21 protein-coding genes and 1 pseudogene are annotated in these 17,912 nt (G+C 37.3%); all 22 read left to right on the top strand.

The features are described from left to right. Positions 1–522: pseudogene (locus RT405_RS07780) on the top strand (chemotaxis protein CheA); the annotation flags it as partial. Continuing rightward, a complete protein-coding gene (locus RT405_RS07775) occupies positions 519–1,346 on the top strand; it encodes a chemotaxis protein CheW (protein ID WP_313468948.1) in 828 nt (275 codons plus the stop codon). The pseudogene RT405_RS07780 and the gene RT405_RS07775, both read left to right, overlap by 4 nt. Further along, complete coding sequence (locus RT405_RS07770; protein ID WP_313468946.1) at positions 1,336–1,941, top strand: chemotaxis protein CheC; 606 nt, start codon at positions 1,336–1,338, stop codon at positions 1,939–1,941. Before RT405_RS07775 ends, RT405_RS07770 begins: the two co-directional genes overlap by 11 nt. 3 nt (positions 1,942–1,944) lie before the next feature. Continuing rightward, positions 1,945–2,307 (top strand): response regulator, encoded by a 363-nt coding sequence (locus tag RT405_RS07765; RefSeq protein ID WP_313468944.1) that lies wholly within the window; start codon positions 1,945–1,947, stop codon positions 2,305–2,307. Between the two features lie 13 nt (positions 2,308–2,320). Further along, positions 2,321–2,734 carry a chemotaxis protein CheW gene (locus RT405_RS07760; protein ID WP_313468942.1) on the top strand — a complete coding sequence of 138 codons (414 nt, stop codon included), beginning with the start codon at positions 2,321–2,323 and terminating at the stop codon, positions 2,732–2,734. A 2-nt stretch (positions 2,735–2,736) separates the two neighbouring features. Continuing rightward, positions 2,737–3,732 (top strand): flagellar motor switch protein FliM, encoded by a 996-nt coding sequence (fliM, locus tag RT405_RS07755; RefSeq protein WP_313468940.1) that lies wholly within the window; start codon positions 2,737–2,739, stop codon positions 3,730–3,732. Further along, positions 3,732–4,775 carry a flagellar motor switch phosphatase FliY gene (gene fliY, locus RT405_RS07750; RefSeq protein ID WP_313468938.1) on the top strand — a complete coding sequence of 348 codons (1,044 nt, stop codon included), beginning with the start codon at positions 3,732–3,734 and terminating at the stop codon, positions 4,773–4,775. Before fliM ends, fliY begins: the two co-directional genes overlap by 1 nt. Positions 4,776–5,940: 1,165 nt before the next feature. Next, entirely contained in the window at positions 5,941–6,228 is a 288-nt protein-coding gene (gene flgM / locus RT405_RS07745; RefSeq protein ID WP_313468936.1) for a flagellar biosynthesis anti-sigma factor FlgM, read from the top strand. An 8-nt stretch (positions 6,229–6,236) separates the two neighbouring features. Continuing rightward, positions 6,237–6,605: a flagellar motor switch protein gene (locus tag RT405_RS07740; protein ID WP_313468934.1), complete on the top strand. Its 369-nt coding sequence runs from the start codon at positions 6,237–6,239 to the stop codon at positions 6,603–6,605. A 12-nt stretch (positions 6,606–6,617) separates the two neighbouring features. Then, complete coding sequence (flgK, locus tag RT405_RS07735; RefSeq protein WP_313468932.1) at positions 6,618–8,054, top strand: flagellar hook-associated protein FlgK; 1,437 nt, start codon at positions 6,618–6,620, stop codon at positions 8,052–8,054. Between the two features lie 3 nt (positions 8,055–8,057). Beyond that, positions 8,058–8,993 carry a flagellar hook-associated protein FlgL gene (flgL, locus tag RT405_RS07730; RefSeq protein ID WP_313468930.1) on the top strand — a complete coding sequence of 312 codons (936 nt, stop codon included), beginning with the start codon at positions 8,058–8,060 and terminating at the stop codon, positions 8,991–8,993. Positions 8,994–9,222: 229 nt separating this feature from the next. After that, the gene (locus tag RT405_RS07725; protein WP_313468928.1) at positions 9,223–10,428 is read left to right on the top strand and encodes a flagellin; all 1,206 of its coding nucleotides are present in this window, start codon (positions 9,223–9,225) and stop codon (positions 10,426–10,428) included. 101 nt (positions 10,429–10,529) lie between these two features. Next, a complete protein-coding gene (locus tag RT405_RS07720) occupies positions 10,530–10,898 on the top strand; it encodes a flagellar protein FlaG (RefSeq protein WP_313468926.1) in 369 nt (122 codons plus the stop codon). A gap of 4 nt (positions 10,899–10,902) precedes the next feature. Further along, a complete protein-coding gene (fliD, locus tag RT405_RS07715) occupies positions 10,903–12,357 on the top strand; it encodes a flagellar filament capping protein FliD (RefSeq protein ID WP_313468924.1) in 1,455 nt (484 codons plus the stop codon). Positions 12,358–12,449: 92 nt separating this feature from the next. Then, positions 12,450–12,764, top strand: coding sequence for a flagellar cap protein (locus RT405_RS07710; RefSeq protein ID WP_396163495.1), 315 nt, complete (start codon positions 12,450–12,452; stop codon positions 12,762–12,764). A gap of 39 nt (positions 12,765–12,803) precedes the next feature. Beyond that, the gene (fliS, locus tag RT405_RS07705; protein WP_313468921.1) at positions 12,804–13,166 is read left to right on the top strand and encodes a flagellar export chaperone FliS; all 363 of its coding nucleotides are present in this window, start codon (positions 12,804–12,806) and stop codon (positions 13,164–13,166) included. Between the two features lie 430 nt (positions 13,167–13,596). After that, on the top strand, positions 13,597–13,977 hold the full coding sequence (gene flgB, locus RT405_RS07700) for a flagellar basal body rod protein FlgB (RefSeq protein ID WP_313468919.1): 381 nt from the start codon (positions 13,597–13,599) through the stop codon (positions 13,975–13,977). Positions 13,978–14,007: 30 nt separating this feature from the next. After that, positions 14,008–14,442: a flagellar basal body rod protein FlgC gene (gene flgC, locus RT405_RS07695; protein WP_313468917.1), complete on the top strand. Its 435-nt coding sequence runs from the start codon at positions 14,008–14,010 to the stop codon at positions 14,440–14,442. A 36-nt stretch (positions 14,443–14,478) separates the two neighbouring features. Continuing rightward, positions 14,479–14,805, top strand: a complete 327-nt coding sequence (gene fliE, locus RT405_RS07690; RefSeq protein ID WP_313468915.1) for a flagellar hook-basal body complex protein FliE — start codon at positions 14,479–14,481, stop codon at positions 14,803–14,805. A 27-nt stretch (positions 14,806–14,832) separates the two neighbouring features. Next, the gene (fliF, locus tag RT405_RS07685) at positions 14,833–16,419 is read left to right on the top strand and encodes a flagellar basal-body MS-ring/collar protein FliF (protein WP_313468913.1); all 1,587 of its coding nucleotides are present in this window, start codon (positions 14,833–14,835) and stop codon (positions 16,417–16,419) included. Positions 16,420–16,427: 8 nt separating this feature from the next. After that, entirely contained in the window at positions 16,428–17,432 is a 1,005-nt protein-coding gene (gene fliG, locus RT405_RS07680) for a flagellar motor switch protein FliG (protein WP_313468911.1), read from the top strand. Further along, the coding region (locus tag RT405_RS07675; protein WP_313468910.1) for a flagellar assembly protein FliH at positions 17,416–17,912 on the top strand (497 nt) is incomplete at its 3' end. The genes fliG and RT405_RS07675, both read left to right, overlap by 17 nt.

Genomic DNA, 17,912 nt, shown 5'->3' with positions numbered 1-17,912 from the left:
GATAACAGTGAAATTGAGGCTGTATTGATCCAGTCCATTGAAGACGGCAATCAATTGATTGAAATACCTGCAGCCGAAAAAACAGATATAGCAATAAAAGAAATTGAAGCAGAAAAACAGCTGGAAAAAGAAGAACATGCGGCTTTAGAACAACCAACAGCTGCAGCTAAAGCACCGCAAAAACAAATGCTGAATCATTCTGTACGGGTCGATATTGATAAACTGGATTCTTTTATGAACTTAGTTTCTGAATTAGTGATTTACCGTACACAACTTAAAGATATCAGCACGCAGCTTCAAGCAGCTGAACTGACAGAACCACTGGAACAAGTCGGCAGGATCAGTGCCGATTTGCAAGAACTTGTATTGAAAATCAGAATGCAGCCGGTTAGTGCCGTGATGAGTCGTTTCCCAAGAATGGTTCGAGATCTTGGCAACGATCTCGGGAAAGAATTTGAATTGGTCATCGAAGGAGAAGATACAGAATTAGATCGGACCGTTGTTTCTGAGTTGGGCCTTTGATCCATTTGATTCGCAATGCGGCAGACCATGGAGTGGAAATGCCTGATAGAAGATTGGAACTCGGTAAAAATCCTAAAGGGCAAATTAAAATTACGGCTTACCAAGAAGGAAATCGAGTTGTTTTAACCGTTTCGGATGATGGAAAAGGCTTAGATCCAGCAGCAATAAAAGCAAGTGCAACCAGAAAAGGAATCGCAACAGAGGGATTGAATGACAAAGAACTACAACACTTAATTTTTCATCCAGGGTTTTCGACGGCAAGTGAAGTAACCAGCATTTCGGGCAGAGGAGTAGGAATGGATGTCGTTAAGCAAAAAATCAATACACTCGGCGGAACAATTGATATCGTTAGTGAAATCAATAAAGGAACAACTTTCAAAGTCAATCTGCCATTGACTTTATCCATCATTCAAGCGTTATTAGTAAAAGTCGGAAGTGAAACATTTGCTATGCCGTTGGGAGTCGTCCAAAAAATCATTAAACCAGAAGCAGCAGAGATTATTGAAGTCCATGATCGCGAAGTTTATCTGTTCGAAGAAGCTGCAGTTCCCGTTATTCATTTAAACGAAGTATTTGGTATTGCGCCGACAAGCAACAACAACAATCTTCACCTAGTGCTTGTTAAACAAGGCGAAAATCATTATGCGTTAGCGGTAGATGATATTATCAGACAACAAGAAATTGCTATTAAAAAGCTAGGAAAAGAATTAAGCATGTTGAAAAAATATCTTGGCGCTACGATTATGGGAAATGGTGGAATTATCATGATTCTTGATATTGCACATATTTGCCGTAACAGTCAGGAGGAAGAAAGTGAATACTAATTACTCTATGTTGGAATTAGATGCCCTAAAAGAGATTATCAATATCGGTGGCGGAAATGCTGCAACCAGTTTATCGCAATTGATTGAAAAACCGGTCAATATGACGGTTCCAGTGATTGAAATGCTGGATTACGCAGATGTTTATGAACACATCATGCCAGAGGAAACAGTTGTTAAAGCTGTAGTTACTAAAATGCTGGGAGATGCAGAAGGGATTTTCTTGTTTACTGTAGACCAAGAAGCCTCGGAAAATATCGTCACAATGATGATGCCAGAAGGAGTCGCTTACTCAGAACAACTGGCAGACTCTGCTTTGCAAGAGTTGGTCAATATTTTAGTGAACTCTTTTTTGAATGCTGTTATTAAATTATTGGATATTCACCTTGTAACCTCTGTTCCGCTATTGACAAAAGATATGTTTGGCGCGATTATGAGTAGTGTCTACTTAGAACAAGGGCAATATGAAGAACATGTAATGATCATCAAAAATGAGTTTTACTATGCAGGAGACCGGTTAGAGTCCTCTTTGTATTTTGTCCCTAAACCAGGAATATTAGAAGAACTGTTTAAATTAATAGGAGTCGGAGGAGAATAAAAAATGACAAAAAAAGTAATGATCGTAGATGATGCAGCTTTCATGAGAATGAAATTGAAAGATATTTTAGGGAAAAACGGGTATGAAGTAGTAGCAGAAGCACAAAATGGCTTAGAAGCTGTTGAAAAGTATAAAGCAGAAAAACCTGATTTAGTTACGATGGATATCACCATGCCTGAAATGGACGGCGTTGAAGCATTAAAAGAAATTAAAGCTTTTGATTCGGCAGCTAGAGTAGTGATGTGCAGTGCTATGGGACAACAAGGAATGGTCATGGATGCTATTCGTTCAGGAGCAGTAGATTTTATTGTGAAGCCTTTCGATACCGATCGTGTAATCAAAGCTTTAGATAAAGCAGCACTGTAATGGAGACACAAACATGCAGATAATTGTTTTTACTTTAAACAAGAAATACTACGCCTTTTCTTCTGAAAGTGTGGAAGAAATCACAAAAAAGATGCCTTGGACGCCCATTCCTCAATCCCCGGAATGGGTTCAAGGATTGATCAATTTAAGAGGGAATGTCATTACCCTGATAAATTTTTATAAACTACTTTCTCCAACTAGCGAATCTGAAGAATTATGTTACAATAACATTATCATTGTGAAAAAAGATGATGAAAAAATAGCATTTATGGTAGATAATGTGGCTTGGGTTACTGAAATCGACCCGGCAGAAATTCAGCAACTTGACCATCAGGCTGAAGAGAAAGTTTCTGGCTTGATTCAAGTGAAAGATCAGATGGTGAACATTATCAATATGGAGGCACTATTTTATAAAAATGAGGGATAATAGTGAAACAAGTTTTATCGCAACAAGAAATTGACTCTTTACTGCAAGCCGTAGAAAGTGGAGAAATCGATGCAAAGGGTTTGGAAGAGCAAGAAAAAGAAAATAAAGTTAAAAGCTACGATTTTAAACGTCCTGCCCGCCTTTCTAAAGAGTATATCAGTACCTTAAATATGATATTTGAAGAGTTTGCTAAGATAATAGGCAATTTGTTGTCTACACAAGTTCGAACGAATGTTGATTTGCAGTTGGCTTCTATTGAACAAGTCAGTTTTGATGAATTTGTTCATTCAGTTCCCCGGTTTACTTTAATGGGAATGTTCCATTCTGAACCTTTGGAAGGAACGCAGATAGTAGAATTAAGCCCTCAACTTTGTTTGCAACTGATTGATTTATTGTGCGGGAGTTCAGAAGTAGGTAACAGCACGGAAGAAGTTACAAAAGAAAGTTTTACGGACATTGAAATGGCTATTTTAGAGGATATCTTACTCGATTTCATCCGATCTTTCGAACTTGTCTGGCGTGAAATTGCTGAATTGAAAACGTCTCTTGACACAACTGAAACCAATCCACAGTTGTTGCAAAATATGTCCCCGAATGAGCCGGTTGTCTTAATCACTTTTACGGTCGAGTTATTTGAAGTGCGAACGTTTGTTAATTTATGTGTGCCGTACATCTTTTTTGAAAGTATCTTAGACAAATTAAGTTTGCGCAACTGGTTTCATTCCGAAAAAGAAACAGATCATTCCGATAGCGGAAAGATAGAAAAAAGTCTGAGTTTAGCCAAAGTAAATCTGGAAGTACTATTGGGAGAAGCTACCATGACGTTGGAAAATTTTCTACAGCTGGAATTGGGAGATATCATTCCGCTTGATGGAAAAACTTCAGATCCACTGATTATGGCAGTGGAACAACGCCCGCATTATCTCGTGAAACCGGGGTTAAAAGGCAAAAACATGGCGGTTGAAGTATTACAGTATATTGGAGGAGAAACAGACTGATGAGCAATGAAAAATTATCGCAAGAAGAAATCGATGCAATGTTAAATGCAAATACACCAACAGAAAATACGTCAGAAACCATTACTCAAGACCAAACAGATATCATAGGTGAAGTGGGCAACATCTCCATGTCGCAAGCTGCGACTACCCTTTCTTCTATTTTAAGTCATCGGGTGATGATTACAACACCGCGTGTTTCTTGTCTGAAGTTCCAACAGATCATTGATGAAAGTACCACTCCTAAAGTAGTGACTACGATCGAATTCAAAAAAGGTTTGTTGGGAAGTAACTTATTGATGATGGATGTTAATGATGCAATCATTATCGCTGATTTAATGATGGATGGCGATGGCGACGCAACTGGACGAGAATTTACAGATTTGGAATTAAGCGCGGTTGGAGAAGCGATGAATCAAATGATTGGATCCGCTTCGACAGCAATGGCAACGATGCTGGAAAGAACGGTGGATATTCTCCCACCCGATGTGGAGGTCTGGCGAGACAACGATTCTGTCTCTTATGATAAGATCAGCGGAGATACGACGGTTTGCAAAATTGCTTTTAAATTAACTGTTGACGATTTAATTGAAAGTGAAATTATGCAAATTTTCACACTAGAAACAGTTAGAGAAATTGCTAGTGCAATGTTAGCTGATAACGCTGGAGTGGTAGAAGACAGAACGGTTGAAGAAACTGCACTGCCGGCTTCAACAACAACAGAGAAAATAGGCGTTCAAAAACCGGAATTTCAAGAATTAACCGATTCCGGTGTTCAGAATAATACCCGTAACCTTGATTTGATTATGGATGTTCCACTACAATTCAGCGTAGTTCTAGGGGAGAACAAAAAGACGATCAAAGACATATTGGCTCTAGGAACCGGATCGGTGGTCGAACTAGATAAAATGACCGATGAACCTTTACAAGTCTATGTCAATGGTAAACTAATTGCCGAAGGAGAAGTCGTTGTGATCAACGAAAGCTTCGGTATCCGGATCACCAACATTTTAAGCCAAGAACAACGAATCAAAAATCTAAGGTAAAACATAAGGATGTGAAGTGCCGCATGGGAGTTTCGATTCAAAATTAGGAATCTTGACGGAAATGTTTCATTTCCAGAAAGATTGTCTATTTTGAATCGAAACTGCGGCACGCAACTCAACTATAAGGATGTGGAGTGACTCTGATAGGCACCCCAGCAATTTTAGGGATTTGAAAGCAAGAGCATCCCGCGCATTGCTGAAAATCATCTAAATTGCTAAGTGCCTGAGTCACGCAACTCAACTATCAGGATGCAGAGAACGCTGACCAGGCATGACAGAAAAATAGGGAAATAACCGCAAAAGGCTGAAAGCCTTGAGGATAACTTCATCTTTTTTCCGAATGCCTAGCGTTCGCAGCTCAACTACTAGGATACAAAGTCTTTTTAGTTTAAATTAGAAAAAGCATATGAATATATAAGAGCCCAAACAAACCATTGTTTTGGCTCTTTTTGGTTCCACATCTTCTAGTGGTGGTAATGAAATGTGTTTCTAAATAGTTTTGAAATCGTATGCTTTTCCTTAATACATACCATACATGCGGTAAGTATCCTATTATATATACAACATGCTGTCGTTTACTCTTCATTAGACATTCAACTGCTTTATCTAAAGCAACTTAATCTATTTGTTTTTTTCAACTGCTTAAAAGCACAAATTACAAAAATCCAAAAAAACTCATTTAAAGACCATAAAGCTAAAGACAATTTATTGTTATGGTTCTTAAAAGGAGTTTATGGACTATAAGAGTCAGTTTTAGGCAAGGATACGGTCCGCATTCTGTTTTTATGGACCGTATCTTTGTTATTCTGCTCATCCACAAGGTAATCAACAGTTTTGCTTTAAGCATTTCAATGTATCGTAGCTTTTTGGACGCCAAAATAGTCATTAACAAGAATACAAAAAAATACTTTATGATGTCACATTTGTGTGCTTCTATATGGGAAAATAGAAAAATAGTATTGTTTCAACTTGTTATTTTATGTAGAATGAAAGCTGTTTAGAGAAGACAAAGGAATGGCAGGATAGTTTTTTAATAAAGAGGGTTAAATTTCATAAAAAGCTGCCGATATAACCTGAGAAGAGAACAGTTTTGTAATATAAACCAATTAATCTAATGACAATAACAATAAAAACCGAGAATGCCTATCTGAAAGGAGCGCTTATTATGAAAATTGGAAATGGCTATAATAACTATTTAAATGCTGTCCGCCAAAATCAAAGCAATGCGCAAAACAAAGAATTATCTAACAAACCTGGAAAAACTGAAAAAGAAGAATCGGTTCAAGTAAATATTTCTGATGCGGCTAAACAACTTGCTAAAACCAATAACACTGAATTGCCAAGTGCAAAAGTAGAAGCAATTAAAAAGGCAGTATTGGATGGAACATATGAAGTTTCACCAGAAAAAATTTCAAGCAGCATGCTTGAAGCAATGAAAAACCAAAGGAAGTAGATAAGCCTATGAATGCACAACAAGAAGTGTTTGAGACGCTAAAAGAATTTAAAAAAGTATTATTAGCAGAAAAAACAGCACTGATAGAGAATGACAGTACAAAAGTTGTTGAACTAGTCGAAAAAAAGCAAGGCTTTCTTGAAAAGCTGCCAAAGTTAAATCCAGCCGGTTTAAAAAAAGAAGAATTATCAGGTATTGTGGAAGAAATCAAACAACTGCAACAAACCAACCTGCTTTTGACCAAACAAGCTCTGCAATACCAAGAAACTATCATGGAAGCTATCACAAAAGGAGTAAAAAAATCTAGTACAACGTACTCCAAAAAAGGCAATTATACTGCTGCTGAACAAGCCAGCTTAATTGATCAGTCCCTATAAAGAGGTGAGGAAATGTCAGGATTATTCGGAATATTAAACAATGCAACAAAAGGCTTGAACGTTCAGCAATCTGCTTTACAAACAACCAGTCATAACTTAGCCAATTCAAATACAGAAGGCTATTCGAGACAAAAAGTAAATATGGTAGCGGATAACCCGTATACCCTTTCTGGAATCGGCCAGTTGGGAACAGGAGTAAGAATTTCATCTGTTGATCGTATTGTGGACCCTTATGTCAACAAACAGCTGCAGAATGAAAATTCTTCTTTAGAGATGTACAAACAAAAATCAGATATTTTAGGCCAGTTGGAAGCAATCTTTAACGAGCCTTCAGCAACAGGTTTAAATAATAATATTAGTGAGGTTTTTTCTTCTTGGACTTATTTAGGTTCCAATCCTGAACTAGCTACTGCCAAAACCATGGTGGCGCAAAATTCAGAAACCTTTACTGATACAATGCATCATATGTCCAACCAAATCAATAGTTTACATAATGGAACAGTTAAAGATATCGAAAAAGATGTCTTAGATTTTAATGCAAAAGTTCAACAATTGGATTCATTAAACAAACAGATTTTCAACGTAACGGTTAAAGGTGAATCGCCTAATGATTTGTTAGATCAGCAGGATAAACTATTAAGCGATCTAGCAGGAATTGCTGGAGTGGAAACGACTTATGATAAATTCAATCGCGTAAGCATCAGCGTAGGTGGGCAAGAAATATTGAACGAAAATACAACAAAAACACTTGGAACATCATCTGAACCTGCTGGGCAACTAGTAATCAACCAAGAAAATGGCGAAACAACAGCCATTTCGATCAAATCAGGCAGCATCAAAGGTTCACAGGAAGCACTAGTAGAAATTGACGACAAAAAACAAGATTTAAATGATTTAGCTTATACTTTCGCAACAGCGGTCAATACCATACACAGTGATGGAGGCGAAGGCATACCTTTCTTTGATTTAGGTTCAGCAGAGGACGGCAATTACGCTGCAACGATTAAAGTAAATAAAGAGATTCTCAATGACGTTTCAAAAATTAATGCAGGAAAAAATATCGAAACAGTTGTTGGCGGCGATGGTACACGTGCGCAAGCAATCGCAGCCTTACAAAATACAACTTTAGGTTATCCAGCAGCCGACATTGAATACAATAAAGAAACGATGTCGATTACGAATCAAGTTGGAGGCTCAACTGTTTCAGGAGCATACAACGATACAGTAACGCAAATGGGGATCGTGAAGCAACAAGCTGATAATATGGCAGACAGTCAAGAAGGCTTAGTGAGTTTACTTCAAGCACGCCGAGAGTCCATTTCAGGTGTTTCAATCAACGAAGAAGTAACCGATACTATGAAATATCAAAGTGCTTTTCAAGCAAATTCCCGCATTATTTCAATCGTTTCTGACATGTTGGACACGTTAATCAATCGAACAGGGGTGTAATCAATGCGTGTAACAGATTCCTTAATGTCCCAAAGCTTTTTAAGAAATTTAAGTACGAATACGAAAAACTTACAGAAATACCAAGAGCAACTTTCATCATTAAAAGAAGTCAATCGGCCTTCTGATGATCCTTTACGTGTCTCTAAAATTTTAGACTTAAACAATACGATCGTTCAAAATGATCAATATAAAACAACGATCAATGATGCCATTCAGTGGACGAATGTCCAAGATTCTGCTTTAAGCAGTGCCACAAAGTCTTTACAACGCATTAAAACGTTGATCCAATCTTCTGCAAATGACACAATGAGCCATTCTGACCGCCAAGCTAACAAAGCTGAAATTGCATCTGAAATTCATGGAGTTGTAGATGCTTTGAATACAAATTTTGGCGGACGGTATGTATTTGCTGGAATGAATACAACTGAAGCGCCTTTTAAAGTGGAAACAGATGATGCTGGCGAGATTGTGGGAATCAGTTACCATGATGGAAAAGACGATTCCACTGCAAACGGCAATTTATCTCGTGAAATTGCTCCTGGCGTGTCAATCGAATTGAATACCGATGGACGCGTATTTATGAACGAGCAAGGAACTGCTGATTCGCCAGATAATTTAGGTTCTTTTTTCAAAGATGTCATGCAAGCTTTGGATACTGACGATACGGAAAAATTATCTGGCTTATTAGATAGAGCAGACCAAGTAATTGAAAATGTCGTTTCTAGTCGTGCCAAAACAGGTGCTATTTTTAATCGCTTGGAAGCGACTCTAGAACGCAATGACAGCGAAAAATTAAACCTTAAATCGATGTTAGCTGAAAACCAAGACATTGATCTAGCCGAAAAATACATGCAATTTACCATGGAAAAAACAGCTTACCAAGCCTCCTTAGCAATGGGCTCTCAAATTTTACAAACCAATATACTGGACTATCTTTAAAAGATAGTTCAGTTTTTTTATAAAAAATAAAAATAATAAAATATAGGCTTAAGTCTGATTTAAACCAACCGATATAAAGAACAGAAGGTAAATTATTCTTAATTTTTGTCAAAAAGTAATTAAATATAAAAAAATTAAAAAAAGACTTAACAGAAGGTAAACTGTGCCGATATAAGAGGTAGAAGGCAAGATCTTCACAAAATAGACTTTAGGAGGAAACACAGCAGCAATGAATACTTACTCTCAATTAACATCAGCTAATGCTTCAAAAAGCAGCTCATTAGCTAAACTATCATCAGGACTACGCATCAACAAAGCAGGAGACGATGCAGCAGGATTAGCAATTTCAGAAAAAATGAAAAACCAAATTAGCGGTATGACTCAAGCTTCACGTAATGCACAAGACGGTATTTCATTGATTCAAACAGCTGAAGGCGCATTAGGCGAAACACACAGCATTTTAAATCGTATGCGTGACTTAACTGTTCAAGCAAAAAATGGTACAAACACAGATGAAGATACAAATGCTATCCAAAAAGAAATGGATTCTCTTTCTTCAGAAATTGGACGTATCGCTAAAGATACTCAATTCAACTCAAAATCATTATTAAATGGCGGAACAGAAGGCTCTAGTTTTACATTCCAAATTGGAGCTAATGCTGGACAAGAAGTTAAATTAGAAATCAAAGATATGTCTACAGATGGATTAGGATTATCAACTAAAGATACTCAAACAGTAGCTGAAAAAACAGCAGCAGCAGCAGCAACAGCTAAAACAGCAGCAGCAACAGCTAAAGCTAAATCAGAAGAAGCAGATTTAGCTATTGATGCAAGTGGAACCCTAGCTACAGAAGCAGACGGTCTTGATCTTGATGCACTTAAAGCAGCTGTAGAAGCAGCGGATGAAGCGGATAAACCAGCTGCTCAAACTGCTTTAGATGAAGCAACTGTTAAAGTTACAGCATTTGAAAATGCTAAAACAGCAGCAAAAACAGCTAAAACAGAATTAGAAACAGCTACTAAAACTTCTGAAGACTTAGCAAAAATTGCTGAAGGCTCTAAAGACGACAACTCTTACGCAACTACAAGCAAACTTAAAGTTGCTAACGAAGTTGATGCTGAAGGTAATGTAGTAGGGGATAAATTAACAGATAAAGATTACGATGCTGTTATTGAAACTATTGACTCAGCTATCAAATCAGTTTCTGAAGAACGTGCAAACTTAGGTGCTACTCAAAACCGTTTAGACCACACTGTTTCTAACTTAGCTACAACAAAAGAAAACTTATCAGAAGCTAACTCACGTATTACTGACGTAGATATGGCTGAAGAAATGATGAGCTTCACGAAATCAAACATCCTTTCTCAAGCTTCTACTTCAATGTTGGCTCAAGCAAACCAAATGCCACAAAGTGTTCTTTCGTTATTACAATAATAATTAGATACTAAATTTAAAGCACACCAAGAAAAGCCGGCATTGTGCCGGCTTTTCATTTATAGTAAACTATACGAGGTTGAGAAATGGAGTTGTCAGATATGGATATTATACAAGCTGTCACAAAGTCTCTTCAAATTCGTCCGATTGAATCAAATACAATTCAATCTGATAAACAAAAATCATACATAAAAGGAACAATAGGAAAAGAAGAAACAAACGAACCTGTTATCGTTTCTGAAATAACCAAAGAAGAACTGGAACAAACTGTAGAAAAAGCCAATCAATACTTATTAGGATTAAAAACTCAGTTTGATTTCAAAGTTCATGAAGGTACTGGCAGAACAGTAGTCAGATTGGTAGATAAGCAAACAAAAGAAGTAGTAAAAGAAATTCCACCAGAAAAAATGCTGGATGTATTAGCAAGTATTTGGGATACAGCAGGAATTTTAGTCGATCGAAAGGAGTGAGAGAATGGCTAGTAGCATTAACTTTTTAGGTTCATATTCAGGAATTGATTCAGCGACTGTTGATTCATTAATCGAAGCAGAATCGGGCAAACTTGTACAATATACGAATAAACAAGCTAGTTTAACGAGTGAAAAAAATGCATGGAAAGACATTAATACACGTTTGAATAGTCTGTATGAAAAGTTGGGAAGTTTACAAGAAGATGCAGCTTTTCAATCTAGAACTGTTACAAGTTCTGATACAAGTAAACTAACGATTTCAGTAAAAACAGACGCACAATTAGGTAACTATTCTGTTCAAGTGAATCGATTAGCGACTGCAACGACTATGACTTCTGGAACGATTCCTTCAGCATCTGGAAAAACCGTTAAAGAAGCATTAGGTTTGGATGGAACTTTTTCAATTACCAATCAAGATTATGATTTAACTAAACCAGAAGAAAATGCGTTTTCCATTGATATAAAAGCAGAAGATAGCTTAAAAGATATTGTTGGTAAAATTAATGAGCAAACTAAAGTATCAGGAGTACAAGCCAAAATTATTGATCAAAAGATTATCTTGACGGATACTAAAATGGGCGACCGGACGTTTACTGTTGGAGGAGACCTGGCTGGAAAGTTGGGATTGGACTCAACTGCAGAAGGTGAAATTAAACCAACAGTTGTAGCAGGTCATTCTGCCGAGTTAGTAGTCGATGGTATTACCATCGAGCGCAACACAAATAATATCGAAGATGTCATTGAAGGAGTTACGCTGACACTTAAAGGCATCAGCGAAACAGAAAAACCAATGACAGTGACGGTAGCAGAAGATACAGATAAAACCATAAAAGCCATCCAGAGTGTGGTAGATCAGTACAATTCGGTTTTATCTTTTGTGGGGGATCAATTAGATGTAGGCGATCCTTCAGCAGAAAGCAATAAAACCGGTGTACTTGTTGGCGACAGTACATTAGTACGGTTGGAAACTGGACTTCGGTCTTTAATGACTGCTAATGTAAATAACGGCAATACGTCTATAAAGAACATGTCGGATTTAGGAATAACTGTTGATCGAGACGGAAAAGCAACACTCGATTCTGCTAAGTTGAAAGAAGCTTTAGCAAAAGACCCCACCGCAGTAAAAAAACTTTTCTTTAGTAGTGAGAAAACAGAAAAAATCGATGAAGAGGAAACAACTGTTGCGACTGAGAAAGAAAATGGCATGACCCAAAAAATGCGGTCATTAATTAATAGTTACATTACAGATAAAACTGGAATTATTGCGACTAAGTCGGACACTTATGACCAACAAATCAAAGACATTAATACAAGTATTGCCAGCTTCAATGAGCGATTAGAGAAAAAAAAGGCTAACTATATTGCCATGTTTACTCGTTTGGATACAGCAATGATGCAAGCAGAATCGCAAATGTCTTACTTAGCAAGTCAATTTAGTTCTTCATCGAATAATAAATAACCAAAACAAACAGCAAGGGAACAAATGAGGAGGCGAGTAGCCTGACAATTGAATCAGATGGATTAAAAAAACGGATAGTCTTGTTGGAAAAGATGGCAGCTCTGTTGAATTCATGGGATGGAGAAGCTGAAAAAGCAGTAGACATTATTGCAGCTAATCAAGAAAATATGGACCAGTTGGCACAAATAAATGCAGAGTTGAGTTTGAATGAAGCAGTCGCTTATACTGAGAAGGAAAATCAGCTAATAGACAAGCTGATTCAGCAGCAGCAGCTTCTTTTAAACAGCATTAAAAGTGAACGAACAGAAGTAGCAGGACGGATGAAACAATTGAATCAGAAAAATAAAGTGATGACTAATTATGTTTCAGTAAAAAGAGAATCCATCTTTATCGATAAAGGATTTTAAACAAGAAAAATAAAATGGTAAAATCAGGAGGAATAAAAAATGGGCTACAGAAATGTACCTAACGTGTATAAACAAAATCAAATTTTAAATGCTACACCTAAAAAGTTGGTTATTTTACTTTATGAAGGAGCCATTAAAAATTTGAAACTAGCTGAAATCGCAGCAGAAGAAAAAAACATTGAAACTGCCGGAAATGCTTTGATTAAAGCACAAAATATCATCAGCGAATTAATGAGTACACTAGACTTTGAAAATGGTGGAGAAGTAGCTCAAAATTTAAATCAGCTATATGATTACCTCATGACTGAATTGATTAAGGCCAATGTTTCTAAACAATCAGATGATATCAAAAGAAGCCGAGTAATGTTGGAAGAGTTACGCGATACGTGGATGGAGATTTAAATTTGGTTTAAATGATAACTGTTGGTTTTTTGTCACATTTACTAAACATAGAAAAAACAGTTTAAAAAATTATAGGTTTCTTTAAGTCCTTACTTATACAAAGTGAGGTCTTTTTTTGTAAACCGCAATAGGAAACGTTTTCTACAGAAAATTAAGTTAAGAGATCTAATAATCCTCTTACTTTTTAGAGAGAGATTAAAAAAATTTAATGTTTTTCGCGGAATATAGAGTTAGAAAAGCTATTGCTGTATTAAATTAATTCAGTTATACTTCTTTTGGCAGATGGTTGCTGACTTTACAGGCAAAAAAACGCACATTATTTAAATAAATAAGAATAACGTATGTGTTTTTTTGTAGCACCATGCGAAGGATGACTGTTAAAAAAAGAACGGTCTTTTTTTAATGGTACTTTTTAGTTGGAGGAATAGAAATGAGTAATTTTACATATGACTTAATGAAGCAAGCTTTGGATGCCACTTCTTTGAGACAAGAAACGATATCCAGCAATATCGCAAATATTAATACACCTGAATATAAAGTAAATAAAGTAGAGTTCGAAACATTATTGAATAAAGCATCTAATGGTATAGGGCTAACAAAAACGGATGACCGGCATTTAGGAATTTCAAATGCGGAAGAGGTGAAACCGATTGTGACTAAGCGAACAAATACAGCGGTTAAAGAAAATGGAAATAATGTGGACATTGATATGGAGATGACAGATGAAGCATCTAATACGATTCAATACAATGCTTTAGTAGCTCAAATAAATGCCCGTTATGCTATGTTGCACAGCGTAATCACAAAGTAAGATGGGAATAGGCAAGAGGAGGAATAAAGAATGGCCATTTTTGATTCAATGCACATCAACGCAAGCGGCTTGAGCCTTGAAAGACTCAAACTAGATACTATTTCGACGAATATCGCTAACGTCAATACAACACGGACAGCTGAAGGTGGGCCGTATGTCAAAAAAGAAGTGATTTTTGAAGAAAGTTTAAAGAATGTTGCTTCTGCTTTAAATGGAAAGCCGGGCGAAAAGAGTTTTGGCGTAAAGGCAACCGAAATAGCTGAAAATAGAGACAATTTGGTCATGGAATACAATCCAACACATCCGGATGCGGATGGAAATGGCTATGTGCAGATGCCGAATGTCAATATGGCGGATGAAATGATTGATATGATTACCGCTCAACGGACTTACGATGCAAACGTAACAGCATTAAATGCAAGTAAAGATATGCTGAAAAAGGCTTTAGAAATTTCCATCAATTAGAGTAATGCGAAAGCATAGAGGTAAAGGAGAATATAGATGAATGTAGAAGCTTTGTATAATAATTTATTAAATGGAGCAGGGCAAGCCAATTCCATGGATAAAATGAATGGCAACGCAGAAAAAACTTCAGCAGCTGACTCTTCGGGTTCATTTGCTAGCATGGTTGAAACGGCAATGGGAACATTAAATGAAAAACAACTAGCATCGGATCAAGCTGTACAAGGATTAGTAGCAGGAGATGTTGACAGCTTACATAACGTGATGATCAAAACGTCTGAAGCACAATTGTCACTTGACCTAGCTTTACAAGTGAGAAATAAATGTTTAGAAGCGTATAACGAAGTAAAAAATATGCAATTTTAATGAGTTTTTGAGGGAGCTACTGCAATAATGGGAACAATAAAAAATACTTGGCTTGGTGTCAAGGGAGGTTGGGATGGCCTCAGCAAACAAAAGCGGCTAGGGCTGGGCGTGATTCTTTTCAGTGTTATCTTCATTGTGATCGGGCTAACATATTATACGCAAAAAGTTGAATATGCACCGTTGTTCACTAATTTAGAAGAAGCGGATGCCGGAACAGTTGTTAATGATTTGAAAGCAAAGAAAATCAATTACAAATTAGAAGACAACGGGTCTACCATTTTAATTGATCAGAAACAAGTCGACTCTTATCGTATTGAGCTGGCGGTCAACGATATGTTGCCGCAAAATTCAATGGGATTCGAAATATTCGATGAAACAAGCATGATGGCAACAGATGAAGATCGTAAAATCATGTACCAAAGAGCTGTTACCGGAGAACTGGAGCGAGCGATTTCGGCCTTGGATTCAATTGAATCAGCGAAAGTTCTGTTGTCTATGCCGGAAGACAGTGTATTTACCAGTCAAGAAGATCAAGCAAAGGCTTCTGCTTCCGTTGTATTGACTCCGAAGAACGGACAATTGCCAGCTGATTCAGCGATTCAAGGAATTGCTTCATTGATCGCAGGAGCAGTCGATAACTTGCCGAAAGAGAATATCAAAATCGTCGATACAAAAGGCAATTTATTAAGTGCAGCTTTACAAGAAGACGACAGCCTGAATGCAACCGATATGGTTAGCAAATACCAAGCGATCAAAAGCCGGTATGAAGAAGAGCTGGAACAAAAACTGATAGCTACTTTAGGGCCTATTTATGGGACTGATAAAATGACCGTTTCGGTAAATGCCGATTTGAATTTCGATTCTGTTCAAAACGAAAGCGTAAAATATTCTAAAGACCCTGTCAAAAGAAGTGAAACTGTTTCAGCGGGTGGCGGCAATATTGATTTGGCCGAAGGAACAGAAACAGATAACGCCATCAATGAAATCGTTGAAGGGGATGGTGGCACAAGCTCATCCTATGACCGGACGACAAATTATGAGCTGGATACAGAAACCACGAATACTGTTAAAGCACCTGGTTCTATCAATCGCTTGACGACTTCTGTCATCGTGGATGGAAAGTTAACGAGTGCAGAAGAAGAACAAGTCAATGATATTGTTAAAACAACTATCGGCTTCGTTGATACAGAGGAACGGAGAGATTTAATCACGGTTCAAGGAATGGCTTTTGCAAAAACAGCGGAAGAAAGTGAAGTGGTTCCTCCAGTAGAAATAGGTGTAACGATTAAAGAACGTTTACTGAAAGACTGGCCTTATCTAGCTGGCGGCTTAGCTATTTTGTTGTTATTGATTTTCTTGTTGCTGATTTTCCGTAAGAAAACAGCAGACGAAGATGAACTGGACTTCTTTGAAATGGAAGAAAAAGCAGCACCGATCACTAACGTGCCAGCTAGTGAAATGATTGTAAAAGAAACAAAAGAAAAAGAAACAGCGGACTTGAAAAAAGAATTGAACCGGTCAATGTCTGAAAAAGAAGCTAAAGTGAGAGAATATGCCAAAGAAAACCCAGAAGCTTCAGCAGACTTATTAAAAATATGGATGAAAGATGAGTAGGTGAAAACATGGCAGAAGTAGATGGGATAAAAAAAGCTGCAATTTTGTTGATTTCTTTAGGTTCAGAAACATCAGCAAAAATCATGAAAACACTGCCTGACAGCTACATTCAGAAAGTGAGTTATGAGATTGCCAATATTGATTATGTGAAACCTGAAGAACGAGATGCTATTGTCAGTGAATTTATTGAGATGTCGCAAGCAAGAGAATATGTGATTGATGGCGGGATCGATTATGCTAAGAACTTACTGAATATGGCAATCGGTCCGCAACGGGCCAAAGAAGTTATTGATATGCTCAATCAGATTCAATTGCGGGAACGGCCTTTCAATATCGCCAGAAAAGCAGATCCTCAACAATTGACCAATCTTTTATTAAATGAACAGCCACAGACTGTTGCACTTATTTTATGTTACATGCAGCCCGACAAAGCGGCGTTGATTTTATCGCAGTTTCCTTTGGAGCTTCAATCGGAAATTGCTGAAAGAATCGGAACCATTACCAGTACATCTCCAGCCATCATTGAAAAAATCGAAAAAGTAATCGAAAATAAATTTTCAAATTACATTGAGAATGACCTTGAAGCTGTGGGCGGCGTGAAAACACTAGTGGAAATCCTTAATTCTGTTGGAAGAAGTACCGAGAAAAATATCATTAAAGTATTGGAAGATAAACAACCAGAACTGGCTGAAGAAGTTAAAGCAAGTCTCTTCACTTTTGAAGACATTATCTCACTCGAAAAAGGTGATGTTCAAAAAGTGCTTAGAGAAATCAACCACGATGACTTGGCGTTGGCTCTTAAAGGGGTATCAGAAGATATCAAGAACTTTATTTATGGGAACTTATCGTCTCGTGCAGTTGAAACACTTAAAGAAGACCTTCAGTTTATGGGACCTGCTCGTTTATCAGCTGTTGAAGAAGCACAACAACGCATTGTTTCGATCATCCGGCAATTGGATGAAAAAGGCGAAGTTTATTTGAGAAGAGGAGAACAAGATGCCATCATCACGTAAAATCATTAAGCAAGGGCAGTCTTTTACCCATGAACAACGTTCTTTTATTGCGACACAGCTAAATGTTATTGAAGATACCATAGAAGAAAGTCCGGTTATTCATACTATAGAAGAAACTGAAGCAGAGGCAGAAGCTAAAGCTTATTTAGCGGCAGCCCATGAAAAAAAAGCAGCTTTGCTTGAATCAGCAGAAAAAGAAGCAGCAGCACTAAAAGAAACAGCCTTAAAACAAGGTTTCTCTGAAGGAAAAGATCAAGGGTACCAAGAAGGTTATGCAACAGGGTATACAAGTGGCCTGGAAAAAGTTGAACAAGAGAGTATTCAAATCAAGGCCTCTCTTCAGAATATGTTGGCGGAAGCACAAGAGTTTGTTGAAAAGTATTATGAAGAGCAAAAAAATGAATTATTGAAACTAGCTGCTCACATGGCAGAAACCATTGTACATACAACGATTGATGCGTCTTCTGAACAAGTGATGGA

This window comes from Carnobacterium sp., from assembly GCF_032094055.1.
In the GTDB taxonomy this organism is placed as follows: domain Bacteria; phylum Bacillota; class Bacilli; order Lactobacillales; family Carnobacteriaceae; genus Carnobacterium_A.
The sequence above is the reverse complement of the archived record's forward strand: the minus strand, read 5'-3'. Positions and strand labels throughout refer to the sequence as shown.